A 16,832-nucleotide genomic window follows, 5' to 3' on the forward strand; every position below is an offset into this window, starting at 1 on the left:
GCACGCGTGCTGCCGGTCAGGTGCCGAACCGATCCCGGGGGTGCCCCACGAGTTACCCTCATCGCCACGAAATCAGTTGTCACGTTGCGGATCGACCCACGCCGCTGGCGATGATCTCGTCGACGACGATCTTCGCGGTCTCGGTGCAGGCGGTGATGCCGCCGTTGGCGTACTCCTTGACCGCGTCGCCGACGTTCCAGAGATTCGCGATGGGGGTGTCGTGGGGCAGGTCGTAGCCGGCGACCGTGCGCTGGGGTGGCCAGTCGTCGCGGGTGACGGCGATGGACAGGATGCGGGCCGTGTCGAAGCCCGGGATCTCCTCGCGCAGATCCTGGAGCACGAGCGCGGTTTCGGCCTCGGAGTCGAAGTCGCCCACCGACGGCTTGGGCACCCCGGTGCCGACGTAGAGGTGCCAGCCCTCGGGGGCCATCTCCGGGCAGGTGGCGGTGAAGTTGGCGACGTAGCACAGCCGCCTGGTACGGGCGAAGCTGAGCAGGCCGGGCGCGTCGATGAGCGGTTCCCGGCTGGCGAAGTTGACCGAGATCATGGCGCACGGCAGGTCGCGTTGCAGCACCGAGCCGACATAGTCGGACGGAAAATGTTCGGGGCCAACGAGATCCAGTGTGGCCGACGGCCCGATGTCGCTGACCGCGAAAGCGCAGGAGACATCGGAGGTTTCACCCTCGTGCCGGATGCGGGCCCCGACGACGCGATCGTCCTCGACGAGCAGCTGCTGCACCTCGCTGCCCAGACGCACCTGCCCCCCATTGCGTTCCACCACCTCCGCCAGGGCCTTCCAGATACCGATGGTGCCCTCCGGGCAGAAGCCGAGCTTCTTGAACGCCGACGCGCGGGTGAAGTAGGTGAGGAACACGCGCGCGGGGAGTTCCTCCGAGCCGACGGCGAAGATCGAGCCGCACATATTGCGGAAGATGCCTTGCACCGCATCGTTTTTGGTGTATCGCCGCACCCAGTCGGCGGTGGACAGTTCCCGGTCGGGCAGCCCGCCGTCAGCACGGGCCGCGCCGATTCCGGTGAGCAGCCTGGCCCCCTGGCGGGTCAGCTGGGAGATGAGCAGCCCCCAGCCGCCGCTGGTGACATCCACGTCACGGCCGTTGATGCGGAACAGAATCGGCGGATCCGCCGGGCGCACTTCGAATTTCGCGCCCACCTCCTCGAAGGTCCGTTCGGTGATGCCGCCGAGTTCGACGACCACCGCGCCGGTATTGACGATGAAACCGTCGAGTTCGGTGGTGGAGGCTCGTCCGCCGATCCGGTCCAGGCGTTCGACCACCAGGGTCCGGTAGCCGTGGTGCGAGAGCCGGGCGGCCGCGCACAGCCCGCCCGCTCCGGCTCCGACAACCAGTGCGTCCCACGTGTTCTCGCTCATGGCGAGCCCCCTCGAGCAGGCTCAGCCCGCTGGGTTCACCCCGGGCCGAGCGTCGGACATATCGGTAATACGGCTCCAATTCTCCCGCACCTGGTCCATCGTCGGGACCTCACTGAAGAACACGGGCTGGTTGGCGAACAGCTGGGTCCGGTGCACCGAGCCGCCGCCGACCACCAGCACCATGCCGGAGTCGGTGCAGTCCTCGCTCATCAGGTGGCCGACGATGGGCGCGACCTGGGCGGGCGGCAGCTTCTCGAGCATCTCGGCCGAGGCGATGTCGGCGGTCATCCGCGTGGCGGCGATAGGCGCGACGGCATTGACGCCGATGTCGTACTTGCGGCCCTCGATGGCAAGGGTGTTCATCATGCCGACCATGCCGAGTTTGGCTGCGCCGTAATTGGCCTGGCCGAAGTTGCCGTACAGGCCGGAGGTGGAGGTGGCCATGACGACGCGGCCGAAACCCTGCTCGCGGAAGTGCGGCCAGGCGGCGTGGGTGACGAAGAACGAGCCGAACAGGTGCACGCGCTGCACGGCCTCGAAGGCCTCGGGGGTCATCTTCACGAAGCTCATGTCGCGCAGGATGCCCGCGTTGTTGACCACGCCGTGCACCGCGCCGAAGCTGTCGATCGCGGTCTGGACCAGCGCCTTCGCCCCCTCCTCGGTGGCGACGCTGTCGTAGTTGGCGACGGCGGTGCCGCCGGCCGCGCGGATCTCCTCGACCACGGCGTCGGCCATATTGTGCCCGGATCCGGAGCCGTCGCGCGCACCGCCGAGGTCGTTGACGACGACCAGCGCGCCCTCGCGGGCGAGCAGCAATGCGTACTCCCGGCCCAGTCCGCCACCGGCTCCGGTGACAATGACGACGCGATCGGTTACACCAGGCATGAAATCTCCTTGCCGAAGTTAATGACAGTTCGGAACGTAGCAGGAGCGAATTCGGCGCCCGTGTGCTGCCCACCACACTCGTCGAAAAACTGGACAGTCGATAGGGTTGGCGTGATGACCCCGCACCTGCACCGCCGCTACCCCGAGCTCCAGCGGACCCTGCCCCACGTGAGGCTGGGGACCGGCCCGACGCCGGTGCGGAGACTGGAGGCCCTCGACACGGCGGGCGCCGACATCTGGCTCAAGGACGACAGCGCTTTCGGTGACGGCGGCTGGGGCGGCAACAAGGTCCGCAAGCTGGAATGGCTGCTGCCCGACGCACTGCGCCGGCAGCGGACCACCATCGTGACGGTGGGCGGGCTGGGCACCAACTGGGGGCTGGCGACCGCGCTGTACGGGCACGAACACGGGCTGAAAACCGTGCTGGCGCTGGTGGATCAGCCGGTCGACGAGCATGTGCGGGCACAACTCGAGCGATTGCGGGCCTCGGGCGCCGAACTGCACTTCACCCACACCAAGGCGCGCACGATCCTGAGCGCTCCGTATCTGCTGGCCCGGCATTTCACCGGCCTGCGACCGCCCTACTTCCTGCCCGCGGGCGGGTCGTCGCCGGTGGGTGCGCTCGGATATGTCGAGGCCGCACTGGAATTGGCGGACCAGGTGAGCACCGGGGAGATTCCGGAGCCGGGCCACATCGTGATTCCGGTCGGGTCGGGCGGGACGGCGGCGGGGCTGTCACTCGGCTTGCGGCTGGCCGGATTGCGCACGCGGGTGGTGGGTGTGGTCGTGAACGACACGCTGCGCCTCGACGAACCGGCGCTCGCCAAGCTGGCGGGCCGTACCGAGCGGCTGCTGCGGTCCCGCGGCGCGCGGTTACCCGAGCACCTCTCCCCCACCGCCAATCTGGATATCGTCACCGATTACCTCGGTCCGGGATACGGCTATCCGATGCCGGAAGCAGCTACGGCACTGGCACTTTCGGAGGATCGGGAGCACATGCGGCTGGAGCCGGTCTACACCGCGAAAGCCATGGCCGCGCTGCTGGACATGAACGCGCACGGCCGGTTCGACGGTCCGGTGGTGTACCTCAACACCAACGGACCGCGCTGACACCGGTTTCCGCAGGTCGTCCGCTCACGCGACCACGAGCTTGGCGGCCAGGAATTCCTCCCAGGTGCGGCCGCCGGCGGCGTGCTCCGGGGTGAGGTTGCCGCCCGCGGCGTAGGCGCGGGCCGCCTTGCCCGGGACCTTCATGGTGAAGACCGGACGGTGGCGGCCGGTGGCCTCCAGGTAGCTGCGCTCGAGTTCCTTCATGGTGTAGATGCGCGGGCCGCCGATCTCGTCGACCAGGCCCGCGGGCTCACCCAGGGTCAGTTCCACCAATCGTGCTGCCACCTCGGCGGTTTCGATGGGCTGGAAGCGGAAGTCGAAGACCGGCACCAGCGGCATCCTGCCCAGCGCCGAGACCATGGTGAAGAGCAGGTCGTGGAACTGGGTGGCGCGCAGGGTGGTCCACGGCAGGCCCGAATTCTCCACCACCAGTTCGGCTTCCCGCTTCGATGCCATGTAGGCCATGGTCTGGCGGTCGATGGCGCTCTCCACCGGGATCCGGTCCGCGCCGACCACCGAGATGTAGATCAGGTGCGGGAACACGCCCGCAGCCTGGATGGCCTCGACCAGGGTGCGCGCCTTCTCACCGTCGCCCTTGGTGGTGCCCGCCAGATGCAGGACGGTGTCGACGCCGGCGACCGCCTCGGCGATACCCGCGCCCGTCTGCAGGTCGCCGGCCACGTACTCGATGCCGTCCTGCGCCATCCGCGCGGTGCGGCTCAGCACGCGCAGGTGCACGCCGGACTCCCGCAGCAGCGGGGTGACCAGGCTGCCCAGGGTGCCGGTGCCGCCGGTGACCAGAACCGTCTTCGCCATGATGACCATCTCCTTCGTCTCGCGCCGCCGCCGTGGTGGCGTCCTGCCAAAGAGACGACGCAGGGCCGGCGGATGTGACACGACGTGACCGGCGGCACCCGACGGACGCGTCGTAGGCTGGCCGCATGCCCGATTCCGGTTCCGCGCAGCAGCTCGATCGCCTGCTGGACCTGGTCTCCGGCCGCAGGGTCGCGGTGCTCACCGGTGCGGGCATCTCCACCGACAGTGGGATCCCCGACTACCGCAGCCCCGGCGCACCGCCCCGGACGCCGATGACATATCAGCAGTTCGTCGGCGATCCTGTGTTCCGCCAACGCTATTGGGCCCGCAATCACGTGGGCTGGCGGCGGATGGACGCGGCCCGGCCGAATCCGTCGCATCGCGCGCTGGCCCGCCTGGAACGGGCGGGCCTCGTCACCGGGTTGCTCACCCAGAACGTGGATCTGCTGCACACCAAGGCCGGTCATCGCCGGGTCATCGACCTGCACGGCGTCTACGCCCGGGTCCGCTGCCTCACCTGCGACGCGCTCACCTCCCGCATGGCATTGGCCGAACGGCTCGAGGCCGCCAATCCCGGCTTCGCCGAATCGGTTTCCCTCGACGGTCTCGAAGTCGCGCCCGACGCCGACGCGGTCGTGGCCGATACCGGTTCATTCCGGATGGTCGACTGCCTGCACTGCGGCGGCCTCCTCAAACCGGACATCGTCTACTTCGGTGAATCGGTCCCCAAACCCCGCGTCGCGGCGGCCCTCGACCTGGTGGACTCCGCCGACGCCCTCCTGGTCGTCGGCTCGTCCCTGACGGTCATGTCCGGTCTCCGCTTCGCCCGGCGCACCGCCAAATCCGGCCGCCCGCTCATCATCCTGAACCGCGGCGGCACCCGTGCCGATGCCCTGGCCACCCTCATTCTCGACACCGGCTGCGCCCCTGTACTCACCGCATTGTCAGACGCCCTCATCCCCAGCTGATTTCGACCGACACAACGCGGCGGACGGGGCAATCGATGCCGAGTGGCAGGTATTTCAGAGGACGTTCTGCCCTTGGACCCGCCGGTCGCGGAAGCCAGGCTTGGTGGTGGCCGATGCCGGATCCCCAACGCGGATCCAGAGATTCGAGAGGACAAGACTATGAAACCATTGTCGGAATCGCTGATGGACCTCGCCGCACAGGTGAAGCGGTTCGAGGAGTCGTCCGCCGCGGCGCGCGAGCAGAACCGCGCCGCGCTCCAGGCACGTCGGGAGGAGCTGGAGGCGACCTTCGAGCGCGAAGGCAGCGAGTTCGAGAAGACCACGGCCGAACTGCGGGACGTCGCCCAGAAGTGGTGGTCGGACACCAGAGAAGCCCTCGAACATCAGATCGAGGTGATGCGAACCGATTTCGAGAAGTGGCAGGCCGACATCAGAGCGGAGCGTACGGCCGACACCACCGAGCACGCCGGGCAGACCGCCGAGCCCGCGGCCAAGAGCTGAGCGAATACCGCACACAGCAGCCGACCTCCGACGGCGGCCTTCCCGGGGTTACAGCGGTGACTCCGTCGAGCGGCATGTCGTCGGGGGCTGGAGCCGGTGACACCATCAGTCCTCCTTCACGCAGCACTCGCGGTCGACGCGCCGAATCCTCGCTGGCCGGGAGCGAGGTTGTAGTCTGTCTGAGACATCAGGCGCGGACAGGGGGCACCGAAATGCCGACAACCGAACCCAACATGTTCCCGGCGTGGCTGGACCGCTTACAGGTCAGGTATATGAACCCGGTGGTTCGCCCGCTCGCGCCGTATCTGCCCGGGTTCGCCGTGATCGAACACCGCGGCCGCAAGTCGGGCCGAGCGTATTCCACACCGGTCAACGCTTTTCGCTTCGACGGCTCGCTCTATGTGGTCATGGGCCACGGCCGGACCGATTGGATCAAAAACGTTCTCGCCGCCGGAGAAGCCGCTACCTCTCACGCTTTTCGCCAGTACAAACTCGTCAATCCCCGTATAGTCGGCCGCGGCGAGGCGGGCCCGGAAGTCCCGTTCCCCGCCCGGATCGCCGCCCGCCGGCTCCCGCTGTTCGTCGCGAACATCGCTTCCGGGGAGTGACGCGCCGCTAGTCCCGGACCTCGAGCCGGCGCACCAGCGTGACCAATGCCGCGCGCAGGGTTTCCGGATCGTCGGCGTCCGCGCCCAGGATCATCCGCACCACCTGCGGGGCGGCGAACCACCAGGCGGCCAGGGCCGCCACCGCGTACAGCAGGTAGCCGGGGGCGACCTCGTCCGGCAGGGCGCCCGCCCGCTGGGCGGCCGCCAGCGCGGCGACCTTGTCCGCGTAGTGCGAGGCACGGGCGGACTCGCCCGGTAGCTGACCGTCCTGCGGTTGCAGCCCTTCCCAGTACATGAGGCGCAGGAACTGCGGGTGGGTGCGGTGGAAGTCGAAGACGTGCCCGGCGTACTCGGCCAGGTCGCCGGCCTTGTCGGCGGTCAGCGGACTGGCGGCGGCGAGCTGCTCGAGCTGGTCGGTGAGCACGGCCTCGAACAGGCCGCGCTTGTCGCCGAAGTACTGGTAGATGCGTTCCTTGTTGATCCCGGCGCGGGCCGCGATGGCGTTCACCCGGGCGCCGTCGGGTCCGCGTTCGGCGAACTCGAGTACCGCCGCCTCGAGCAGCAGCCGTCTGGTCCTCTCGGTATCCCACGCCATGACGTCCATCCAACCATCTCCAACCACACGGTTGCGTTTGGGCCCGCGGGCGTGGCAAACTCCAACCACACGGTTGCAACCATCTGGTTGCAGATTGAGGAGGAGGTGGCATCGTGCCCGAGTTGCGCTCCCGTACGGTCACGCACGGACGGAACATGGCCGGGGCCCGCGCCCTGATGCGGGCCAGCGGCGTGCCCTCGGCGGATATCGGCCGCAAGCCCGTCATCGCGATCGCGAACAGCTTCACGGAGTTCGTGCCGGGCCACACCCACCTCCAGCCGGTCGGCCGCATGGTCTCCGAGGCGGTGCGGGCGGCGGGCGGTATCGCGCGGGAGTTCAACACCATCGCGGTCGATGACGGAATCGCCATGGGGCACAGCGGCATGCTGTACTCGCTGCCGTCCCGGGACCTGATCGCGGATTCGATCGAGTACATGGTGAACGCGCACTGCGCCGACGCGCTGGTGTGCATCTCCAACTGCGACAAGATCACTCCGGGCATGCTCATGGCGGCCCTGCGACTGAACATCCCGACGGTGTTCGTCTCCGGCGGACCGATGGAGGGCGGCACCGCGGTGCTGGTCGACGGCACGGTGCGCAGCCGGCTCGACCTCATCGTCACCATGGCCGAGGCGGTCTCGCCCGAGGTGTCCGACGCGGATCTGGAGCGCATCGAGGAGAACGCCTGCCCGACCTGCGGCTCGTGCGCGGGCATGTTCACCGCCAACTCCATGAACTGCCTCACCGAGGCGCTGGGCCTGGCGCTGCCGGGCAACGGCACCACGCTGGCCACCCACACCGCCCGGGCCGAGCTGTACCGGGCGGCGGGACGCACGGTCATGGACCTGGCGCGCCGCTACTACGACGAGGACGATGCCTCGGTCCTGCCCCGGAACATCGCCTCCCACCAGGCCTTCGACAATGCGATGGCCCTGGACCTGGCCATGGGCGGATCCACCAACACGGTGCTGCACCTGCTCGCGGCGGCGCAGGAGGCCGGGCTGGACTACACGCTCACCGAGATCGAGAAGATGTCGTTGCAGGTGCCGTGCCTGTGCAAGGTGGCGCCCAATGGCGACTATCTGATCGAGGACGTGCACCGCGCGGGCGGCATCCCGGCGCTGCTCGGCGAGCTGAACCGGGCCGGACTGCTGCACCGCGATGTGCATGCGGTGCACGCGGATTCACTCGACGCGTGGCTGGCCGAGTGGGACGTGCGCGCCGAGCGCCCCTCCGCGGCGGCGCGGGAGCTGTTCCACGCCGCTCCCGGCGGCAAGCGGTCGGCCAGCGCCTTCTCCCAGTCCGAGCGCTGGCACGCCCTCGATCTGGATGCCGCAGCGGGCTGCATTCGCGATGTCGCCCATGCCCATTCGCGCGACGGCGGCCTCGCGGTGTTGCGCGGCAACCTGTCTCCCGATGGGGCTGTGGTGAAGTCCGCGGGCGTGGCCGCGCACATGCACACCTTCACCGGTCCCGCCGTGGTGGTGGAGTCGCAGGAGGATGCGGTCGAGGCGATCCTGTCGCGCCGGATCAAGGCCGGTGACGTGCTGGTCATTCGCTACGAGGGTCCGCGCGGCGGGCCGGGCATGCAGGAAATGCTGTATCCGACTTCATATCTCAAGGGCCTGGGCCTGGCCCGGGAGTGCGCGCTGATCACCGACGGCCGCTTCTCGGGCGGTTCCTCCGGCTGCTCCATCGGCCACATCTCCCCAGAGGCAGCGGCGGGTGGCCCGCTGGCGCTCGTCGAGGACGGCGACACCATCACCATCGACATCCCGTCGCGCTCCCTGACCCTCCACGTCGACGACGCCGAATTGGCCACCCGCCGCTCGGAATTGGAGGCGAACGGCGGCTACCGGCCGCGCCATCGTGAGCGTGAGATCTCGCTGGCATTGAAAACCTATGCCCTGCTGGCCACCTCGGCCGACCGGGGCGCGGTGCGCGACCCCGCCAAACTGGCCGGGTGAGAACCGAACTCGCCGGGTGAGAGGTGACCGCGGTGCGCACGGCCCGCGTCCGGTGTGGTGGCGACTCCGGGCCGTCCCGGGGTCAGCCGGGCACGGATTCGGCGATGAAACTCGCGACCGTGGTGGTGCTGCCGCCGATGTTCACGGTGCCGTAGCGGGTGACGCCCGGCAGCTGGCAGTCGCCCGCCTGTCCGGTGACCTGCTGGTACGCGTCGAGAAGCATGCGGACACCGGTCGCGCCGACCGGGTGGCCGATGCCGATCAGCCCGCCGCCGGGGTTGATCGGCAGGCTGCCGGTGCGGGTGATGTCGCCCGATTCCACGGCCTTCCAGCTCTCGCCGGGCGCGGTGAGGCCGAGGTGGTCGATGGCCACATACTCCGACATGGAGAAGCAGTCGTGAACCTCGAGGCCGCCGAGCTGGTGGATATCGGCCAGACCGGCGCGGGACAGCGCGTCGAGGACCGCGGTGCGCAGGTGTGGGAAGACATAGGGTTCGGCGGCGGAGGCGTGGATCTTCGCGTCGAGCGAAAGGCCGACCGTGCGGTGGCCCCAGCCCGAGATCAGCGCGGTGGTGTCGGGGCGGATGGTGCTGTGCCGCTGCAGGAACCGGTCCGAGACGAGAATCACGGCCGCCGCGCCGTCGGTCATCTGGCTGCAGTCCTGGCGGCGCAGGACACCGGCCACCGGTGGGTTGGCGGTGTCGTCGGCGGTGAAGCTAGCGTCGGTGTAGGACCAATTCCTGGTCTGGGCACGGGGATTCGAGCGGGCATTCACGATATTGAGCGCGCTGATGGCGCGCAGGTGAGCGGAATCGAGGCCGTAGCGCCGGTCGTATTCCGCCGCGATGGCGGCGAACTGGGTCGGCCACACCAGGTCGGTGTCCTGAGTCTCGTGGCCCGCCCAGGCCGCCGCGCCCATGTAGGCGGCCGCCTGCCCGCCGGGGACGGTCTTCTCCAGCTCCGCGCCGATCACGAGTGCGCAGTCGTAGCGGCCGGATTCGAGATCGGCCATGGCGGCGAGGGCGGCCATGCTGCCGGAGGCGCAGGCGGCCTCGTGGCGGGCGGCCGGAATGCCCCACAGCTCCGGATGGATGGTGGCGGGCATGCCGCCGAGCTGGCCCTGGCCGGTGAACAATTGGCCGAAGGCATTGCCGATGTGGATCACCTCGATCGCGGTGGCGTCGAGGCGGACGGCGGCGAGCGTCTCGTCCAGGACGGCGCGGATCAGGGCGTCGAAACCGAGGCCGACGCGGTGCCAGTTGACGGCGAAATCGGTTTGGCCGCCGCCCAGAATGTGCACGGACACGGGGTCCTCCTGCGATCGAAGAGTGGTCAGAGCCGGGCGCGTAGTTCCCGGCGCAGCAGTTTGCCGACCGGATTGCGCGGCAGCGTATCGGTGAGCTCCAGGCGCTCGGGTAGTTTGAACGAGGCGACCTCGCGGGCCTGCAGATGCTCGACCAGGTCGGCGAGGGTCACGGTGGCGCCGGGCGCGGGAACGACCACGGCACAGCATTTTTCGCCGAGCACCGCGTCGGGGTAGCCGACCACGGCGACATCCGCGATCGCGGGATGGTCGATGAGCAGCCCCTCGATCTCGGCGGGCGCGATGTTCATGCCGCCGCGGATGATGATCTCCTTCACGCGGTCGACGAAGCGCAGGTACCGGCCGCCGTCGCCGCATCGTTCGAAAACGTCACCGCTGCACAGGTATCCCTCGTCGTCGAAGGGCTCGGCGGTGGCGGTGCCGGGCAGATAGCCGCCGAAGACGGCCGGGCCGCGCAGGCGCAGTTCGCCGCGTCCGCCGATCTCGGTGACCGTCGCCCCGGTGGTGACGTCGACCAGTTTCACCGCTGTCCGTTCCGCCAGTCTGGTGGACCAGCGCACCCCGGCCGCACCGTAGTACGGCAGATGCTGGGCGCGCAGGGTGGGATCCGGTAGATCGGCCGGTGTGCCCAGCAGGCTCACTCCCTCGTTGGATCCGAAGAAGTTGATCACCTGAATGCCCAGTTCCTCCTGCCAGCGCCGCACCACCGGCGGCGGCAGCGGCGCACCGCCGGAGCCGACCGTACGCAGCGAGGACAGGTCGGCGCGGGCGCGCAGGGCGTCGTTCTGCAGCAGCATGGTGAGCAGGGCGGGCGGCATGCTCGTGTGGGTGACCCGGTGCTCGGCGAGCTGCCGGAAGAACACGGGCAGATCCAATGGGTGGTGCTGGACCAGATGCCCGCCCGCCAGCAGCCACGGCAGGAACGAGCCCGCGAATCCGGCCATGTTCACCATGGGAAAGGGGTTGAGCACCACCGAATCCGGGGTCATGCCGAGCCCGTCCTGGACGCCGCCCGCCACGGCGAGCCAGTCGCCGTGGCAGCGCGGAATGCCCTTGGGCGCGGCCTCGGTGCCGCTGGTCCAGCAGATGGTGATGCGATCGTTGACGGTGACGGGGAGCGCACAGGTGTAGTCACGTACCCGCTTGCGGGCAGCTGCGCCGACCGGGCCGTCGAGGGCGATCGCCTGCTCCGGGACGCCCGGCCCGAAGGCGAAGACAGCGCCCTGCCCGCCGATAACCGTCAGCGCCTCCGCCGCGAGTGCCCGATCTCCCAGCGCCCCAACGGTAATGACGGCCTCGGCCACGGTCGCCGCGACAATGCCCGACAGCTCGTGCCGCCGGAACGACGCGGGCATCGGCGTGGCCACCGCGCCCAGCCGCCACAGTGCGAGGTATACGGCGGTCAGGGCGATCGAGTTGGGCAGTTGGATCGCAACGGTGGAGCCCTGCCGAATCCCGTTGGCCAGCAGGACCGCCGCGATATCGCTGACGTGGTCGTCGAGTTCGCGCCAGGTGAGGGTGCGCGGGTGCGCGCCGGTCAGGTCCGCCAGGTTGGCCGGGTCGGTGATGGCGGGCGCGTCGGGGGCCTCGGTGACGCGGTGGCGGAGGACGTCGGGAATCGTCTCGGGCTGCCACCAGCCGCGCTCGAGGTAGGTGCGCACGGTGTCCGCCGGATGGCAGGCGTGCACCGGGCGGGCGGGGGACGTCGTTGCGGAGGAGGAGATTTCGACCATCGGAGTTCCCTGGTGATGAGTTGGTCCGGTGACGGCGCAGCTGGTCCGGTGACAGTGCGGGCCGCGGGTCAGGTCATGCGACGCAGCACCACGGCCGAGCCGAGCCCGAGCGCGGCGGGAATGGCGACCAGCGCGTGCTCGCCGTCGCGGCGGCGCAGCTCGTCCAGCGCCTGGGCGATGAGGATCCCGCCGGTCGCGCCGAGCGGATGCCCGACCGCCACCGCACCGCCGGACGGATTCACCCGCGCCGCGTCCACTCCGAGCTCACGCATGAGCACCAGCGGTGTGACGGCGAAGGATTCGTTCACCTCGATCACATCCAGCTGCGCGGGCGAGATGCCCGCCCGCTGCAGGGCCACCCGGGCCGCACTGGTCGGCGCGGTCAGCAGCGGTGAGCGGACGGCCGTCTGGGCCGTGCCCACGATCTGCGCCACCGGCGGCCGCCCGAGCATGTGCTCGGCGCGCCGATTGCCCAGCAGCAGTGCCGAAGCCCCGTCGGCCAGTTGCGGCGCGGTGGCAATGGTGTGCAGCCCGGCGACGGGACGCCGCGCCTGCGGCGTCCGGCGGGCCACCCGCTCCCAGGACGGATCGGCTCCGAACAGGGTGGGCAGCGCCGCGAAGGCCGACGCGCACGCGTCCGGCCGCGCGCCCTCGTCGGCGGCGAGCAGCACGGTGCCGCCCTTGCGGGCCGGGATCACCGACGCCGATGTGGCTGCGCTGCTGGCCTTTCGATGCGACCGCACCGCGAAGGCGTCCAGCTCCGGCCGGGTGATGCCGTACTCGGCCGCCGTGAGATCCGCCGACACCCCGATGGTGACGAACCCGGTCCGCTCCCCCAGATCGGCGTCCCCGGCGATGGCCGGCCGATCCGCCAGCATCGGCACCCGCGACATCGACTCCACCCCGCCCGCGACGATCACATCCGCGAACCCGGCCGCCACCCGCGCCGCCGCGCCCTCCACCGCGTCCAGACCGGAACAGCAGAGTCGCGAAACCACCGCCCCCGGTACGGAATCCGGCCATCCCGCCCACAACACCGCGGCCCGGGCCACATTCGCGCCCTGCTCCCCCACCGCGGTACTCACCCCGACCAGCACGTCGTCGACCGCCGCCGGCGGACAGCCCCGCTCCTCCAGCGCCGCCAGCAACTGCCCGAACAACTCGTACGGCGGAACCTCCGCCAAGGTGCCCCCACCCTTGCGCACCCGCCCCCGCGGCAACCGCACCGCGTCATAGACGAACGCCTCACTCATCGATATGCCTCCGCTGTTCTGCCGACTCCGGGTCGGACTCTTCTCCGCCAGTCTCCGGCACTCCGGGGCCCGATCCCGTAACGATCCCGGTGAGCGCGTCGAGGGTCCGATATCCGGCCGGGTCGTCGGCCGTCGTCACCGGCACGATGACCACCTCGTCGGCCCCCGCGTCCCCGTACTCGCCGAGGCGGGCCGCCACTGTTCGGGTATCGCCGAACATGCCTACGGCTGCGGGCAATTCATCCCGAATGGCCGCCAGCACCGCACGCGGATGAGCTCCGCCGTGCGCCAGCCGGACCACGTCTCCGAATCCGGCCTCGGTGAACATGGCGTCATACCCGGGGGCGCGCAGGTATCCGACGACACCCTGCCGGACGGTCGTGTACATGTCGGGGTCGGGATCCGCGGCCGCGATCACCCACACGGAGACCGGCGGCGCCGCGCGCCCGGCCCGCGCGGCGAATTCGCCCAGCGCGGTGACACATCGGGCAACCTGGGCCGGGGTCACCAGATTCAGCACCACCCGGTCGGCGCAGCGCGCGGCGGCCTCCAGCGCCCGCTCGCCGAAGGCCGCGACAATGATCTCGCCGCCGGTCGACGGGCCGAGAGTGGGGTGCCGCGACCAATGTTCTCGGCCATGGCCGTTCGAGGATGCCCGGCCGTGCTCGGATCCCACAGTGGGCCAGCCGATCTCGGCCGGCCCATCCGGTCCGTGCACGCTGCGGGCCAGGGTCGGGCGCAGGGCGGGCAGGCGGAGACGGAATCCTCGCATGCGTTCGATCAGGCCGTCGTATTCGACCTTCTCCCCGGCCAGCAGGGCCCGCACGATCCGGGTCGTCTCCTCCAGATGCCGTGCGGTGCGGTGCCTTCGGCGGCCGTGCCAGTCACGGACCACCACCGTGCTGGAGCTGCCCAGGGCGATGTCGACCGGGCGGCCGGTGAGGGCGGCCACGGTGGCCGTCCCCATGGCGATGGTCGCGGGGCTGCGGACGCCGACGGCGAGCGGGCCGAGGCACAGCGGGATCCGGCCCGGGGCCCGGCCGAGGGCGGTGGCCAGGGCGAAGGCGTCGAAGGTCGCCATCTCGCCGATCCAGAGGCGGTGGAAGCCGAGCTTGTCGGCGGCCTCGGCCACCAGCAGGGCGTCCAGGGGGTCACGGTTCTGCCAGTACGGGAGGCTGACACTCAGATGCGGAAGGGGCACGCGGACAACCTTTTTCAGGAGAGCGGGCGGGCGGCGGCGCGCATGCGGTCCCCGCTGACCCAGGTGGCGTGGAAGCCGAGCGGGACCCGGACCGGCAGGCCGAGGCGGCACACGGGGCCCGCGGTGAGGTCGGCGGCGTCGTAGATCCACACCTCGCCGAGACCGGTGTGGTTGTTGTGGGCGAACATGGTGAGCCAGGCGTCGTCCTCGGCGGTGCCGCCGGGGCGCGGGACCACGGTGAGCTCACTGCCGAAGATGCCGTCGCCGAAGGGCGCGGTCTGCTTTGCGCCCGTGCGGATGTCGTATTTGATGACGGCGTCGAAGATCATGGTGCGGTCGACCGACAGCCGCATCTGATACGAGTAGCGGCCCGCGCGGCCGGTGCGGCCCTGATCGATGGCGGGGAACTCGGTGTTGACGTCGTCCATGACCTCCTCGCGGGTGACGCCCGTGCGGAGGTTGAAGCGGTACCTGTGCAGCTTCGCTTCCGGGCGCAGATAGGCCAGCAGCTGGGCCAGGGGGTGAGCGCGGTCGGACACCGGGCTGGGTTCGGAGACCCGGCAGACCACCAGGACGATCTCCTCGCCCTCCTCCCAGGAATTGACGGTGTGGTAGATGTAGCCGGATTCGGCCTCGAACCACTTCGACTGCGCCCCTTCGCCATACCGCGGCAGCACCGCGAACCGGCTGGGCAGCGTGCGGTCGAAGAAGATCTTGAAGCGGCCGGCCGCGGCCGCGCGCGGATCGTTGTAGAGCGGCAGATCCATGAGGATCGAATGATTCTCGGTGATCGCCATGTCGTGCGGCAGACGCGGGCCGGGTAGTTCCAGCCCGGTGAAATGCGTGACGGTGCCGCCCGGGTCGGCCACCCCGTAGCGCAGATACGGCGAATGGATGCCGTAGTCGAAGAACAACAGTTCCTCGGTGCGCTCGTCCACCTTGGCGTGCGCCGACACCTCGCCGCGCAGGGTGCCCTGGAAGGTGTCCACGCCGCGGGTCTCGAGGCTGACCGGGTCGAGCGCGTAGGGCTTGCCCGCCCGGTACCACAGGGCCAGCAGATTGCCGTGGTGGTAGACGACATCGGTATTGGCCGCATTGCGCTCGCGGCGGTCACCGGGCGGATTGTGCTCCCAGGGTTCGATCACGCCGCGCCACAACGCGGTTCCCGCCGCATGCTCGGCATCGAACTCGCCCGTGCGGATGAAGCGGTTGCGGTACGTGGCCCGGCCGTTCTCGAAGTGGACCGCGTGCAGCATGCCGTCGCCGTCGAACCAGTGGTAGCGGCCGATGGGGGCGAACTGCGGATTGGGGCCGTTGCGGACGTAGACGCCGTCGAGGTCGGCCGGCAGCTCTCCGTGCAGCACAGTGAGATTCGTGGCCGTGGTCTCCTGCGCGCACGGCGCGTACGGGCCTTCCAGATACGGGTTGGTGAGCGCCTCGGCGGCGGGAGCGATGAGTTCTTCGTTGAGCGGCATGCGAAGCCTCCAGCGACCGGGAGTCGACACCCGGCGAGATTCACTACAGTTAATGAAGTGATACGCGTCTCACTCAGGGCTGTCAAGAGCCGGGCGCTCGGGCGGCGGCTCGAAGCGCACGTCCCGCCGGCCGAGCACGGCCGCGCAGCCCCGGCAGCGCAGCGCGGGGACCAGCACCGCGCCGCATTCCTTGTGCCGGAGGCTCAGACCCGGTTCCGGCGTCTCCGGATGTGCGCGCTGGGACCAGGCCAGCAGGAAGGCGAAGACCCCGAACAGCGCTCGCCCGCGCGGGGTCAGCCGATAGTCGCGCCCGTCCGGCTCGGGCCGCTGCAGGATGCCCGCGTCCACCAGGCGCGCCAGCCGTTCGGTGAGCGTGGTCGGCGAGATGCCCAGTGCCGCACGGAAATCCGAGAACCGCCGCGCTCCGGCCAGGGCCAGCCCGGTGACGGCCGCGCTCCACCGGTCGCCGATGGCCTCCATGATCTCGTCGAAACGCGCGTCGCCGCGGGCGAGCGGGGCCGCCCGCACCGAGCGCCGGCGGCCGGAGGTGAGGCGCCACAGCGCATCCCGATCCAGTTCCACCTCGGTGTCGTGGGCAGTGACGTCGCGGCCGCAGCCCCGGCACATGACGACCGGCGGGCCGCGATGCCCGCACCGGGTGTGCGTGAACTCCGGCAGCAGCGCCCACTCGGCCGTCCACTCCCGCTGCCAGGACCAGACGCACACCAGGATCTCCCAGGTCGCCAAACCCAGGTCGGTGAGCCGGTATTCGTAGCGATCGACCGCGCCCGGCCGGGGCGTGCGTACCAGCACCCCGGCATCGACGAGCGCCGCCAGCCGCGCGGTGAGCACGGCGGGCGGCGCTGCGGTGCGATCGGCCCACTGGGTGAACCGGCGCGCGTGGTCGACGAAGGCATGCCGCAGGATCGTCAGCGTCAGGCGATCGCCGAGCAGATCGAAGGTCGCGGCTACCGGATTCGTCACTTCAATAACTGTACTTTATGGG

General features: G+C 70.0%; 15 protein-coding genes. 5 read left to right on the top strand and 10 right to left on the bottom strand.

Features of this window, described 5'->3' with window-relative positions; all coding sequences use genetic code 11:
- Positions 1 to 79: 79 nt before the first annotated feature.
- Together ACWEKS_RS05140 and ACWEKS_RS05145 are read right to left on the bottom strand one after the other, a co-directional pair.
- Complete coding sequence (locus ACWEKS_RS05140) at positions 80 to 1,390, bottom strand: phytoene desaturase family protein (protein ID WP_452338890.1); 1,311 nt, start codon at positions 1,388 to 1,390, stop codon at positions 80 to 82.
- Between the two features lie 21 nt (positions 1,391 to 1,411).
- Positions 1,412 to 2,275 (bottom strand): SDR family oxidoreductase, encoded by an 864-nt coding sequence (locus ACWEKS_RS05145; protein ID WP_452338891.1) that lies wholly within the window; start codon positions 2,273 to 2,275, stop codon positions 1,412 to 1,414.
- Between the two features lie 114 nt (positions 2,276 to 2,389).
- Between ACWEKS_RS05145 and ACWEKS_RS05150 the strand changes: the two genes are divergently transcribed.
- Complete coding sequence (locus tag ACWEKS_RS05150) at positions 2,390 to 3,385, top strand: 1-aminocyclopropane-1-carboxylate deaminase/D-cysteine desulfhydrase (protein WP_452338892.1); 996 nt, start codon at positions 2,390 to 2,392, stop codon at positions 3,383 to 3,385.
- A gap of 24 nt (positions 3,386 to 3,409) precedes the next feature.
- Here ACWEKS_RS05150 and ACWEKS_RS05155 read toward each other — a convergent pair whose 3' ends face one another.
- The gene (locus ACWEKS_RS05155) at positions 3,410 to 4,201 is read right to left on the bottom strand and encodes an SDR family oxidoreductase (RefSeq protein WP_452338893.1); all 792 of its coding nucleotides are present in this window, start codon (positions 4,199 to 4,201) and stop codon (positions 3,410 to 3,412) included.
- Between the two features lie 125 nt (positions 4,202 to 4,326).
- On the opposite strand from ACWEKS_RS05155, the gene ACWEKS_RS05160 reads away from it, so the two are divergent.
- The 3 genes from ACWEKS_RS05160 (at position 4,327) to ACWEKS_RS05170 (ending at position 6,278) form a co-directional block, all read left to right on the top strand.
- Complete coding sequence (locus ACWEKS_RS05160; protein WP_452338894.1) at positions 4,327 to 5,169, top strand: NAD-dependent protein deacetylase; 843 nt, start codon at positions 4,327 to 4,329, stop codon at positions 5,167 to 5,169.
- A gap of 159 nt (positions 5,170 to 5,328) precedes the next feature.
- On the top strand, positions 5,329 to 5,670 hold the full coding sequence (locus ACWEKS_RS05165) for a hypothetical protein (protein ID WP_452338895.1): 342 nt from the start codon (positions 5,329 to 5,331) through the stop codon (positions 5,668 to 5,670).
- 212 nt (positions 5,671 to 5,882) lie between these two features.
- Positions 5,883 to 6,278: a nitroreductase family deazaflavin-dependent oxidoreductase gene (locus tag ACWEKS_RS05170; RefSeq protein WP_452338896.1), complete on the top strand. Its 396-nt coding sequence runs from the start codon at positions 5,883 to 5,885 to the stop codon at positions 6,276 to 6,278.
- 7 nt (positions 6,279 to 6,285) lie between these two features.
- On the opposite strand, the gene ACWEKS_RS05175 is transcribed toward ACWEKS_RS05170, so the two are convergent.
- Positions 6,286 to 6,882, bottom strand: coding sequence for a TetR family transcriptional regulator (locus ACWEKS_RS05175; RefSeq protein WP_452338897.1), 597 nt, complete (start codon positions 6,880 to 6,882; stop codon positions 6,286 to 6,288).
- A 104-nt stretch (positions 6,883 to 6,986) separates the two neighbouring features.
- Between ACWEKS_RS05175 and ilvD the strand changes: the two genes are divergently transcribed.
- Positions 6,987 to 8,840: a dihydroxy-acid dehydratase gene (ilvD, locus tag ACWEKS_RS05180; protein ID WP_452338898.1), complete on the top strand. Its 1,854-nt coding sequence runs from the start codon at positions 6,987 to 6,989 to the stop codon at positions 8,838 to 8,840.
- A gap of 82 nt (positions 8,841 to 8,922) precedes the next feature.
- Here ilvD and ACWEKS_RS05185 read toward each other — a convergent pair whose 3' ends face one another.
- From ACWEKS_RS05185 to ACWEKS_RS05210, 6 genes are all read right to left on the bottom strand, one after another.
- Positions 8,923 to 10,146: an acetyl-CoA acetyltransferase gene (locus tag ACWEKS_RS05185; protein ID WP_452338899.1), complete on the bottom strand. Its 1,224-nt coding sequence runs from the start codon at positions 10,144 to 10,146 to the stop codon at positions 8,923 to 8,925.
- Positions 10,147 to 10,172: 26 nt separating this feature from the next.
- The gene (locus ACWEKS_RS05190; protein WP_452338900.1) at positions 10,173 to 11,897 is read right to left on the bottom strand and encodes a class I adenylate-forming enzyme family protein; all 1,725 of its coding nucleotides are present in this window, start codon (positions 11,895 to 11,897) and stop codon (positions 10,173 to 10,175) included.
- 68 nt (positions 11,898 to 11,965) lie between these two features.
- Positions 11,966 to 13,150 (bottom strand): acetyl-CoA C-acyltransferase, encoded by a 1,185-nt coding sequence (locus ACWEKS_RS05195; RefSeq protein ID WP_354846448.1) that lies wholly within the window; start codon positions 13,148 to 13,150, stop codon positions 11,966 to 11,968.
- Positions 13,143 to 14,351, bottom strand: a complete 1,209-nt coding sequence (locus ACWEKS_RS05200) for an LLM class flavin-dependent oxidoreductase (RefSeq protein WP_452338901.1) — start codon at positions 14,349 to 14,351, stop codon at positions 13,143 to 13,145. Before ACWEKS_RS05200 ends, ACWEKS_RS05195 begins: the two co-directional genes overlap by 8 nt.
- A gap of 14 nt (positions 14,352 to 14,365) precedes the next feature.
- The gene (locus ACWEKS_RS05205; RefSeq protein ID WP_452338902.1) at positions 14,366 to 15,826 is read right to left on the bottom strand and encodes a carotenoid oxygenase family protein; all 1,461 of its coding nucleotides are present in this window, start codon (positions 15,824 to 15,826) and stop codon (positions 14,366 to 14,368) included.
- Positions 15,827 to 15,895: 69 nt separating this feature from the next.
- On the bottom strand, positions 15,896 to 16,810 hold the full coding sequence (locus tag ACWEKS_RS05210) for a winged helix-turn-helix transcriptional regulator (protein ID WP_452338903.1): 915 nt from the start codon (positions 16,808 to 16,810) through the stop codon (positions 15,896 to 15,898).
- Positions 16,811 to 16,832: the final 22 nt, after the last annotated feature.

This window comes from Nocardia sp. NPDC004711 (genome assembly GCF_053601595.1).

What these genes read in the sequence shown, in the direction of transcription:
- ACWEKS_RS05140 (WP_452338890.1), bottom strand. Translation starts at nt 1,390, where the DNA reads ATGAGCGAGAACACGTGGGACGCACTGGTTGTCGGAGCCGGAGCGGGC.
- ACWEKS_RS05145 (WP_452338891.1), bottom strand. Translation starts at nt 2,275, where the DNA reads ATGCCTGGTGTAACCGATCGCGTCGTCATTGTCACCGGAGCCGGTGGC.
- ACWEKS_RS05150 (WP_452338892.1), top strand. Translation starts at nt 2,390, where the DNA reads ATGACCCCGCACCTGCACCGCCGCTACCCCGAGCTCCAGCGGACCCTG.
- ACWEKS_RS05155 (WP_452338893.1), bottom strand. Translation starts at nt 4,201, where the DNA reads ATGGCGAAGACGGTTCTGGTCACCGGCGGCACCGGCACCCTGGGCAGC.
- ACWEKS_RS05160 (WP_452338894.1), top strand. Translation starts at nt 4,327, where the DNA reads ATGCCCGATTCCGGTTCCGCGCAGCAGCTCGATCGCCTGCTGGACCTG.
- ACWEKS_RS05165 (WP_452338895.1), top strand. Translation starts at nt 5,329, where the DNA reads ATGAAACCATTGTCGGAATCGCTGATGGACCTCGCCGCACAGGTGAAG.
- ACWEKS_RS05170 (WP_452338896.1), top strand. Translation starts at nt 5,883, where the DNA reads ATGCCGACAACCGAACCCAACATGTTCCCGGCGTGGCTGGACCGCTTA.
- ACWEKS_RS05175 (WP_452338897.1), bottom strand. Translation starts at nt 6,882, where the DNA reads ATGGACGTCATGGCGTGGGATACCGAGAGGACCAGACGGCTGCTGCTC.
- ACWEKS_RS05190 (WP_452338900.1), bottom strand. Translation starts at nt 11,897, where the DNA reads ATGGTCGAAATCTCCTCCTCCGCAACGACGTCCCCCGCCCGCCCGGTG.
- ACWEKS_RS05195 (WP_354846448.1), bottom strand. Translation starts at nt 13,150, where the DNA reads ATGAGTGAGGCGTTCGTCTATGACGCGGTGCGGTTGCCGCGGGGGCGG.
- ACWEKS_RS05205 (WP_452338902.1), bottom strand. Translation starts at nt 15,826, where the DNA reads ATGCCGCTCAACGAAGAACTCATCGCTCCCGCCGCCGAGGCGCTCACC.